1 protein-coding gene is annotated in these 357 nt (G+C 37.0%); it reads left to right on the top strand.

All coding sequences use genetic code 11. The features are described from left to right. Nucleotides 1-357, top strand: a 357-nt coding sequence (locus tag AOA60_RS23535) for an adenosylhomocysteinase (RefSeq protein WP_218240763.1), incomplete at both ends; no start/stop codon positions are given.

Raw genomic sequence — 357 nt, 5'->3', positions numbered from 1 at the left:
AGATATGGCTCTTGCACCAGATGGGCACTTAAAAATTGACTGGGTAAAAGAGCATATGCCAGTCTTAAATAAAATCCGAGAAGAATTTGAAAGAACAAAACCATTTCAAGGTTTAAAAGTAGCTATTTCACTCCATTTAGAAGCAAAAACAGCGTACCTTGCAAAAGTAGTACAAGCAGGAGGTGCTGATGTTTATATCACAGGTAGTAATCCTCTATCTACTCAGGATGATGTTTGTGCTGCCTTAGCTGAAAGTGGTGTAACAGTTTTTTCGAAGTACAATCCACACCCAGATGAATTTAAAGAACATATGATTAAAACATTAGAAGTGAAACCTGACCTCATTATTGATGACGG

The organism is Pseudomonas sp. 2822-17 (assembly GCF_002742485.1).
GTDB lineage: Bacteria > Pseudomonadota > Gammaproteobacteria > Pseudomonadales > Pseudomonadaceae > Aquipseudomonas > Aquipseudomonas cyclaminis.
Note: the sequence above shows the minus strand (reverse complement) of the source record. Positions and strands in the feature narration are given on the sequence as shown.